Below are 8,496 nucleotides of genomic sequence, written 5' to 3'. Positions count from 1 at the left end.
GCTCCGACAACAGACCGTCGACATCCTCACGGTCCAGCGTCAGGTCATCGGCGAAACGCCGGTCACCGGTCGCGTCGGGCACGTACTTCACACAGACAACGATCCTCAAGCTCACGCCGGCTCTCCTACTGCATCGTCATTTCCGGGCTGCCTTGTTGCACGCAGCATAGGCGCCTTGTCGGGCCGGATCCGGTCAGGACGACCGAGGCTCCGAGGCCGATATTACTCGCCAGTACACCCAGCCTGTTACCCCTGGGCAAGCGCCGCGCACTGTGACCTTGCCAACGCGGCGGGCCTGTGCGTGCGTGCCTTCAGTCTCGCAGAGCCGTGAACCGTCCCTGGTGGTAGACCAGCGGGCGACCGGCTCCGGCGGGCGCGCCCGCCACCGCTTCGGCGATGACGATGCGGTGGTCCCCGGCCGGGACACGGGTCACGACGCGGCAGACGAGCCAGGCGGACACGCCTGCGAGCAGCGGAACGCCTTCGGGGCCGCTGCTCCACTCGGTCGACGGGCCGAAGCGGTCGGCTCCCGTGCGGGCGAACGTCGCGGCCAGCTCCCGCTGGTCCTCGCCGAGTATGTGAACGCCGACATGGGCGGCCTCGGAGAGCACGGGCCAACTGGAGGAGGACGTACCGATGCCGAAGGAGATCAGCGGGGGTTCGGCGGCGACGGAGGTCAGCGAGGTGGCGGTGAAGCCGACCGGGCGCTCCCCCGCGGCGGTGATCACGGCCACACCCGCGGCGTGGCGGCGGAAGACCGAGCGGAAGAGTTCGGGGGTGGCGACCGTCGGGGCAGGGGCGAGATCGGGCGTTGCCGTCATGGACGTGTTCCTTCTGCGGAAGTGGCGTACGGGTCCGTGGGTGCTCAGGCACCCGGACAACGCGCACTCGCATGGCGTGCGAGGTCCACATGGACCCGGCCGTAAAGAAGGAGTTCTGGCGGCATAACGTCAGACTGACGATGCGGAGCGGGCGCAGTCAAGGGCGTTCCGGCATGTGGGAGATGCGTCACGGTCCGTCATATGGCGTGCCCCAGCGCCGCGACGACGTCGACGGTGCGGGGCTGGCCGGACGCCCGGCGGACCACCTCGCCCTCGGCGTCGAGCACCAGGACGGTCGGCGTCCTCGTGATGTCCAGCTGTCGCACCAGCGCGAGACGGGCCTCGGCGTCGACCTCGATATGCGCGACCCCGTCGATCATCCCGGCCACCTCGCCGAGGGTGCGTCGGGTCGCCCGGCAGGGCTGGCAGAAGGCGCTGGAGAACTGGACGAGCGTTGCGCGTTTCCCGAGTTCCGCGCCGAGTTGGGATGCGTCGAGTCGCTGTCCGGGTGTCCGGCGATCCACTTGTTGCCTCCTGATCAGAGCCCTTCGTAAGGGGTCAGCACCGGCCGCCGCCCGGACATTCCCGCAGCTCCCGGGGCACGCGCACGTGACGAGAATCTCGCGCCCCGCGTCCGCCGGGACTGGCCAGCGGCTCCCGCATGGGGCACCATCGCCACAATGCCGAAAACCTACGGCTGCGTAACTTCCGCCGGGAGAACCCTCCCCAGGCGCTGAAGAAGGGTCTTCTCCAGATGGCAGAACTCGTCTATCGACCGGTCGTCGGCGCCGCTCGCACCCTGTTCAAGGCGCTCGACCTGAAGATCGACACTCAGGGTTCGGAGCACATCCCGAAGACCGGTGGTGCGGTGCTGGTCAGCAACCACATCAGTTATCTCGACTTCATCTTCACCGGGCTGGGCGCCCTGCCGCAGAAGCGGCTGGTGCGGTTCATGGCGAAGGAATCGGTCTTCCGGCACAAGATCTCCGGTCCGCTGATGCGGGGGATGAAGCACATCCCGGTCGACCGCAACCAGGGCGAGGACGCGTACGCGCACGCGCTTCGGTCGCTGCGTTCCGGCGAGATCGTCGGAGTGTTCCCCGAGGCCACGATCTCGCAGTCCTTCACCCTGAAGAGCTTCAAGTCGGGTGCCGCGCGCCTCGCCCAGGAGGCCGGGGTCCCGCTGATCCCGATGGCGCTCTGGGGCACGCAGCGGATCTGGACGAAGGGGCGGCCGCGCAACTTCCAGCGCAGCCACATCCCGATCACCATCCGCGTCGGCGAGCCCATGGAGGCGCCCTCCGACCAGTACGCCGGCGCCATCACCCGGCGGCTGCGGGAGCGGGTGCAGGAGCTGCTGGAGGCGGCGCAGCGGGCCTACCCGGTGCGCCCGAAGGACGCGAGCGACACCTGGTGGGTGCCGGCCCACCTCGGCGGTACGGCTCCGACGCCCGCCGAGGTGCGCGAGCTCGGCTGACGGCCCCGCCCCACGGCGTCGAGCCCGCCGTTCGCCAGGGACGCGAGGCCCTCCAGCAGGAGGACGGCGTTGCGCGGGGGCCGCGTTCAGAGGGCCGTGGGGAGGTTCCGCAACAGCTCCGAGCGGTCCCGGGCGCTCCTCAGCGCATGGAGGATCACCTCGGGCGGTGCGGCATGAATCACCGGATAGTCGAGTTCGTCGAGCTCTTCGCGCGCCACCCAGGCCAGTCGCTCCTCCTCCAGCGAGAACTGCGCGTCGACGCCCGGCTTGTTGCCCCGCGGATCCACCCGCGCCCACCCCGCGGGCCCGGGGATCCGCAACGCGACCAGGCCGTGGATCACCGGGGTCGCACCGTCCTCGCCGACCAGACGCTGGTAGCAGAGGCCGGCCGGAATGCCGCGGGCCCGCAGCAGAGCCGTGAGCGCGATCGACTTGGCGTAGCAGATGCCGGTACGGGCGGCGAGTACGTCGGAGGCGCGCCACACGACGCGCGGGTCGCCCGAGTCGGCGGAGTGCGGAATGGTGTCGCGGACGAACTCGAAAGCGGCCCGCGCGTATGTGTATGCGGTGTCGGCGTCGAGCGCGAGGCGGGTCGCCGTCTCGCCGACCCGAGGGTGCTCGTGGTCGATGACCTCGTCGGCTGCCAGATACACGTCGATGTCCGGGGACTGCTGCATCAGCTCCATGACCGGAGAGCGTACGAAGCGGCCGGCCGGAAGTCCATCAATTTCCGGTCGGCCGCATATTCATGCAGGATGCGCGCTAGCGCGCCATCTCTTCCTTGAGCGCCTGGAGGAAGGCGTCGACGTCGTCCTCGCCGGTGTCGAACGCGCACATCCAGCGGACATCCCCGGCCGCCTCGTCCCAGAAGTAGAAGCGGAAGCGCTTCTGGAGCCGCTCGCTGACCGCGTGCGGCAGCCGGGCGAACACGGCGTTGGCCTGGACCGGGTAGAGGATCTCCACCCCGTCGATCGCCCGGACGCCCTCGGCGAGCCGCTGGGCCATGGCGTTGGCGTGCCGGGCGTTGCGCAGCCACAGGTCCCTGGCGAGCAGCGCCTCCAGCTGGACGGAGACGAAGCGCATCTTGGAGGCGAGTTGCATGGAGAGCTTGCGCAGGTGCTTCATCGCCCGGACCGCGTCCGGGTTCAGCACGACGACGGCCTCACCGAAGAGCGCGCCGTTCTTCGTGCCGCCGAAGGACAGCACATCGACGCCGACCGTGTTGGTGAACGTCCGCATCGGCACGTCCAGCGAGGCGGCGGCGTTGGCTATCCGGGCCCCGTCGAGGTGCACCTTCATGCCGCGCTCGTGGGCGTGGTCACAGATGGCGCGGATCTCGTCGGGGGTGTAGACGGTGCCCAGCTCGGTGTTCTGGGTGATCGAGACGACCTGCGGCATGGCCCGGTGCTCGTCGTCCCAGCCGTACGCCTGCCGGTCGATGAGCTCCGGGGTGAGCTTGCCGTCCGGTGTGGGCACGCCGAGGAGCTTCAGCCCGCCCATCCGCTCGGGCGCGCCGCCCTCGTCCACGTTGATGTGCGCGGACTCGGCGCAGATGACGGCGCCCCAGCGGTCGGTGAGCGCCTGGAGGGCGACCACGTTGGCGCCCGTGCCGTTGAAGACCGGGAAGGCCTCGGCGGTGGCGCCGAAGTGGCTGTGCATGACGCGCTGGAGGTGGCCGGTGTAGTCGTCCTCGCCGTAGGCGACCTGGTGGCCGCCGTTGGCGAGGGCGATGGCCGCGAGGACCTCCGGGTGCGCGCCGGCGTAGTTGTCACTGGCGAAGCCGCGTACCTGCGGGTCGTGGTGACGTCGCGCGTCGGTCCTCACGTTTGCGGGGTCAGCCACAGGCGCTTTCCGTTCACTTCGGGGGCGGGCTTGTCCCAGACGCCGGCGATGGCCTCGGCCAGCTCCCTGACGTCGGTGAAGCCCGCGAACTTCGCATTCGGGCGCTCGGCGCGCATGGCGTCGTTCACCAGTGCCTTGACCACCAGGATCGCAGCAGCGGCCGCGGGACCGTCCTCGCCCCCCGCCTTGCGGAAGGCGTCGCCGAGCGCGAGGGTCCACGCCTCGGCGGCGGCCTTGGCGGAGGAGTAGGCGGCGTTGCCCGCGGTGGGCTTGCCGGCTCCGGCGGCGCTGATCAGGAGATAGCGGCCCCGGTCGCTGCGCTCAAGGGCCTCCTGGAAGGCCAGCGAGGTCGACTGGACGGTGCGGATGAGCAGCTTCTCCAGGGCGTCCCAGTCGGAGAGCACGGTCTCCTGGAACGACGGACTGCCGCGCCAGCCGCCGACGAGGTGGACCAGGCCGTCGATGCGGCCGAACTCCGCCTCGGTGCGCTTGGCCCAGTCCCGGGTGGCGTCGAGGTCGAGCAGATCGACGGTCTCGCCGGTGACGGTCGCGCCCCCGTGGGCGTACCGGGCGGCGTCCACCGCCTCGGCGAGCCGTTCGGGGTTCGCGTCGCACCCGACGACCGTCGCGCCCGCCTCGGCGAGCCGCAGCAGTGTCGCCCGGCCGGCGGGGCCGGCCGCTCCGGCGACCGCGACGACGGCTCCTTCGAGCACACCGGTCCCCTCGCCCGTGCCGTTTGCGTTCATGGCCACCGCCTCCTCGGGAGAATGGTTCACGCGGCTGCCCGCTCGTCGTTCGCCGCGGTGATTCCCTTGGCAGAGGCAATCACGCGCTTCAGCTTCTTGGCGAGCGCCTCATAGAACATGCTCAGGGGAAACTCGTCCGGAAGCACGTCGTCGACGAGCTTGCGAGGAGGAAGTGTGAGGTCCAGGGCGTCGGGACCCTTGGCCCAGCGGGATCCCGGGTGCGGGGCGAGGTAGGTGGACACGAGGTCGTACGCGGCGAACCAGTGGACCAGCTTCGGGCGGTCGATGCCGTCGCGGTAGAGCTGCTCGATCTCGCCGCAGAGCTGGTTGGTGACCTCCGGGGCACGGTCCCAGTCGATCTTCAGGGTGTTGTCGGTCCAGCGGACGACGTCGTGCTTGTGGAGGTACGCGAAGAGCAGCTGGCCGCCGAGGCCGTCGTAGTTGCGGACGCGCTCGCCGGAGACCGGGAAGCGGAACAGCCGGTCGAAGAGCACCGCGTACTGCACGTCACGGCCGTGGGGGTTGCCCTCGGACTCCAGTTTCACGGCCTCCTTGAAGGCGGTGAGGTCGCAGCGCAGCTCCTCCAGGCCGTACATCCAGAACGGCTGGCGCTGCTTGATCATGAACGGGTCGAACGGCAGGTCGCCGTGGCTGTGGGTGCGGTCGTGGACCATGTCCCACAGGACGAACGCCTGCTCGCAGCGCTGCTGGTCGCCGATCATCTCGCGGATGTCGTCGGGCAGCTCCAGGCCGAGCAGATCAACGGAGGCCTCGGTGACGCGGCGGAAGCGGGCGGCCTCGCGGTCGCAGAAGATGCCGCCCCAGCTGAAGCGCTCGGGGGCCTCGCGCACGGCGATGGTCTCCGGGAAGAGCACCGCGGAGTGGGTGTCGTAGCCGGCGGTGAAGTCCTCGAAGGTGATGCCGCAGAAGAGCGGGTTGTCGTAGCGGTTCGCCTCCAGGTCGGCGAGCCAGTCGGGCCAGACCATCCTCAGCACGACCGCTTCGAGGTTGCGGTCGGGGTTGCCGTTCTGCGTGTACATCGCGAACACGACGAGGTGCTGGAGACCGTCGGTCCGGTCCTTCGCGGGCTGGAAGGCCAGCAGCGAGTCCAGGAAGTCGGGGACGCGGAAGCCGTCGGCGGCCCAGCGGCGCAGGTCGGTGACGAGCGCGCGGTGGTAGGCGGCGTCGTGCGGGAGGAGCGGGGAGAGCTCCTCGACCGCTCCGGTCACCCGGTCGAGGACCCGTTCGACCACGGCCGGGGACGGGGCGCCCTCGGCCTCGAAGTCGATGGATCCGTCCTTGGACTGCCAGGGGCGGATCTCCTCGACGGCATCCTTGAGCACAGGCCAGGCCGGGTGCTCGACCACTCGCTGGGCCGTAACTATCGCGCCGTCGGTGGCGTCGTGCACAAGAATTTCCGTCATAACACTTCCTCCACGGGAGAACCTCGCGTGCTTTCACCGTAGCCGTGCGGGGTTCCTCCCGACAAGTCGGGGCCCGAAAATTATCCTGCGTACCCCCCATGGTCACCGCTGTTTTTCCTGTCGTATCCCGGGTAGGCGCGCAGTTCGCCCAGCGGCTCCCGGGCGCGGGCGACCGGGTCCGCACAGCGGGGGACATCGCGGGCCCCGGCCGCTACCCTCCCCAGTGCCGCATTGCCGTACCTCCGCTTGCCGCACCTCCGCGCGGGCAGGAGCAGTCGACGGACCGCCGCCGACGGAAACGAGGTCGCCTTGTCATTTCTCACCCTGGGTCATCGCGGAGTGATGGGCGTCGAGCCCGAGAACACCCTGCGCTCCTTCGTCCGCGCCGAGGCGTCCGGAATGGACGCCATCGAGCTGGATCTCCATCTCAGCAAGGACGGCGCGCTCGTCGTGATGCACGACGTGGACGTCGACCGCACCACGGACGGGACCGGACCGATCTCGGCCAGGACCCTGGCGGAGCTGCGCGAACTCGACGCCGGACAGGGCGAGCGGATCCCCGTCTTCGAGGAGGTGCTGGAGGCCGTCTCCTCCCCGCTCCAGGCGGAGATCAAGGACGTGGCGGCGGCCCGCGCGCTGGCGGACGTGATCCGGGAGCGCGATCTCGCCGGCCGGGTGGAGGTGTCCTCGTTCCACGACGAGGCCGTCACCGAGATCGCGCGGCTGGTGCCGGGCGTGCGCACGGCCCTGATCGCCAGCCGCTGGGGCGCGGACGTGGTGGACCGGGCGAAGGCGGCGGGCGCGGCGACACTCGCCCTGAACATCCGCCGCCTCACCCTGGAGATCGTGGAACAGGCTCACTCCGAGGGCGTGAAGGTGATCGGCTGGGTGGTGAACACCCAGGACCACCTGCGCCTCGCACGGGCGCTGGGCCTGGACGGCGCGACGACCGACTTCCCCGAGATCCGCCGCGCCGGGCGCTTCACCGCCTGAGCGCGGGCGTCCTCATGCGCCCGCCCCGGCGTCGCTCACCTCAAGGTTCTTGACGAGCAGTTCAAAGGCCAGGTCGTCGCGCTGGGGGATCCCGAAGCGCTCGTCGCCGTACGGGAACGGGGTGAGCTGTCCCGTACGGCGGTAGCCCCGGCGCTCGTACCAGGCGATCAGGTCCTCGCGCACCGAGATCACCGTCATGTGCATCTCGCCGACGCCCCAGCTCTCCCTGACGGTGCGCTCCGCCTCGGCGATGATCAGCTTGCCGAGTCCGCCGCCCTGAAGTCCCGGCCGCACCGCGAACATGCCGAAGTAGGCCGCGTCGCCCCGGTGTTCGAGCTGGCAGCAGGCGACGAGTCCGCCGTCGCGCTCGACGGCGAGGAGCCGGCCCGCCGGAGCGTCGAGGACCTCGCGCACACCCTGTTCGTCGGTCCGCTGCCCTTGGAGGATGTCGGCCTCGGTGGTCCAGCCGGTACGGCTGGAGTCACCTCGGTAGGCGGACTCGATGAGGGTCACCAGCGCCGGTACGTCGTCCTCGGTCGCGTCGCGGAAGGTCAGCCGGGCCGCGTCGGGGGGCGTGGCGGTGTCCATGGTGGGGTGCTCCGTTTCTCTGCTGCCGTAGGCACTTCTGTGCTGCCGTACGCGTTTCCCTGCCGCCGTACACACGGTCGCGGTCTCCGCCGTCGTACGTGCGGTCGAGAGTAACGCGACCCGAAGCGCCCCCGGCGGGCCCCGGCGCACCTCCTTCACACCCCCGTGCGCCGGATTCGGCGTCGGCCCCCCGGGCATCGATGGGACGACCCGCAACAGTGCCGTACGTCCGACCGGGGGGAGGCGCGCCGTGCACGGAGGGGCCCTGACCGGCTGGCTGCTGATGGCGTTGTGCGCGGTGAGCGGCGCGTACTGCCTGCTGCGCACCCGCGCGGGAACGCCGCAGGAGCGCCGCACCGCACACTCGGAGGCGCTCATGGGTTTCGGTATGGCGGCGATGGCCGTTCCGGCGGCGGTGCTGTCGCCCCCGGACTGGGCCTGGGCGGTGTACGCGGTGCTGTTCGGCGCGGCCGCGCTGCGGGCGCTGTGGCCCGCCCTGCGCGGCGGCCACCATCTGCACCATCTCGTCGGCTCGCTGGCCATGGTCTACATGGCCGTGGCGATGGCCCCCGGGGTCACGGGGAGCGGCGGGGGCGGGCATGCCG

The 8,496-nt window shown here is 70.5% G+C and carries 10 protein-coding genes and 1 pseudogene; 3 read left to right on the top strand and 8 right to left on the bottom strand.

Features of this window, described 5'->3' with window-relative positions; all coding sequences use genetic code 11:
• From HET64_RS32810 to HET64_RS32800, 3 genes and pseudogenes are all read right to left on the bottom strand, one after another.
• Positions 1–115 (bottom strand): annotated as a pseudogene (locus tag HET64_RS32810) (electron transfer flavoprotein subunit beta); the annotation flags it as partial.
• A gap of 196 nt (positions 116–311) precedes the next feature.
• On the bottom strand, positions 312–821 hold the full coding sequence (locus HET64_RS32805) for a flavin reductase family protein (RefSeq protein ID WP_215110794.1): 510 nt from the start codon (positions 819–821) through the stop codon (positions 312–314).
• Positions 822–1,018: 197 nt separating this feature from the next.
• Positions 1,019–1,345 carry a thioredoxin family protein gene (locus HET64_RS32800; RefSeq protein WP_215110793.1) on the bottom strand — a complete coding sequence of 109 codons (327 nt, stop codon included), beginning with the start codon at positions 1,343–1,345 and terminating at the stop codon, positions 1,019–1,021.
• Between the two features lie 230 nt (positions 1,346–1,575).
• On the opposite strand from HET64_RS32800, the gene HET64_RS32795 reads away from it, so the two are divergent.
• Positions 1,576–2,298 carry a 1-acyl-sn-glycerol-3-phosphate acyltransferase gene (locus HET64_RS32795; protein WP_215110792.1) on the top strand — a complete coding sequence of 241 codons (723 nt, stop codon included), beginning with the start codon at positions 1,576–1,578 and terminating at the stop codon, positions 2,296–2,298.
• 86 nt (positions 2,299–2,384) lie between these two features.
• Here the strand turns inward: HET64_RS32795 and HET64_RS32790 are convergent, their stop codons facing one another.
• The 4 genes from HET64_RS32790 to HET64_RS32775 all read right to left on the bottom strand — a co-directional run bounded on the left by HET64_RS32790 (position 2,385) and on the right by HET64_RS32775 (position 6,310).
• Positions 2,385–2,984 carry a transglutaminase family protein gene (locus tag HET64_RS32790; RefSeq protein WP_215110791.1) on the bottom strand — a complete coding sequence of 200 codons (600 nt, stop codon included), beginning with the start codon at positions 2,982–2,984 and terminating at the stop codon, positions 2,385–2,387.
• A gap of 76 nt (positions 2,985–3,060) precedes the next feature.
• A complete protein-coding gene (locus tag HET64_RS32785; protein ID WP_215110796.1) occupies positions 3,061–4,122 on the bottom strand; it encodes a low specificity L-threonine aldolase in 1,062 nt (353 codons plus the stop codon).
• On the bottom strand, positions 4,119–4,886 hold the full coding sequence (locus tag HET64_RS32780; RefSeq protein ID WP_215110790.1) for an SDR family NAD(P)-dependent oxidoreductase: 768 nt from the start codon (positions 4,884–4,886) through the stop codon (positions 4,119–4,121). The genes HET64_RS32785 and HET64_RS32780 overlap by 4 nt, the downstream gene beginning before the upstream one ends.
• Positions 4,887–4,912: 26 nt before the next feature.
• On the bottom strand, positions 4,913–6,310 hold the full coding sequence (locus HET64_RS32775) for a DUF6421 family protein (protein ID WP_215110789.1): 1,398 nt from the start codon (positions 6,308–6,310) through the stop codon (positions 4,913–4,915).
• Between the two features lie 342 nt (positions 6,311–6,652).
• Between HET64_RS32775 and HET64_RS32770 the strand changes: the two genes are divergently transcribed.
• Positions 6,653–7,303, top strand: coding sequence for a glycerophosphodiester phosphodiesterase family protein (locus tag HET64_RS32770; protein WP_215110795.1), 651 nt, complete (start codon positions 6,653–6,655; stop codon positions 7,301–7,303).
• Between the two features lie 12 nt (positions 7,304–7,315).
• Here HET64_RS32770 and HET64_RS32765 read toward each other — a convergent pair whose 3' ends face one another.
• Positions 7,316–7,891 carry a GNAT family N-acetyltransferase gene (locus HET64_RS32765; RefSeq protein ID WP_215110788.1) on the bottom strand — a complete coding sequence of 192 codons (576 nt, stop codon included), beginning with the start codon at positions 7,889–7,891 and terminating at the stop codon, positions 7,316–7,318.
• Between the two features lie 250 nt (positions 7,892–8,141).
• Here HET64_RS32765 and HET64_RS32760 point away from each other — a divergent pair.
• On the top strand, positions 8,142–8,496 hold a 355-nt coding region (locus tag HET64_RS32760), incomplete at its 3' end, for a DUF5134 domain-containing protein (protein ID WP_215110787.1).

The sequence above is a fragment of the Streptomyces sp. McG3 genome, assembly GCF_018619185.1.
In the GTDB taxonomy this organism is placed as follows: domain Bacteria; phylum Actinomycetota; class Actinomycetes; order Streptomycetales; family Streptomycetaceae; genus Streptomyces.
The sequence above is the reverse complement of the archived record's forward strand: the minus strand, read 5'-3'. Positions and strand labels throughout refer to the sequence as shown.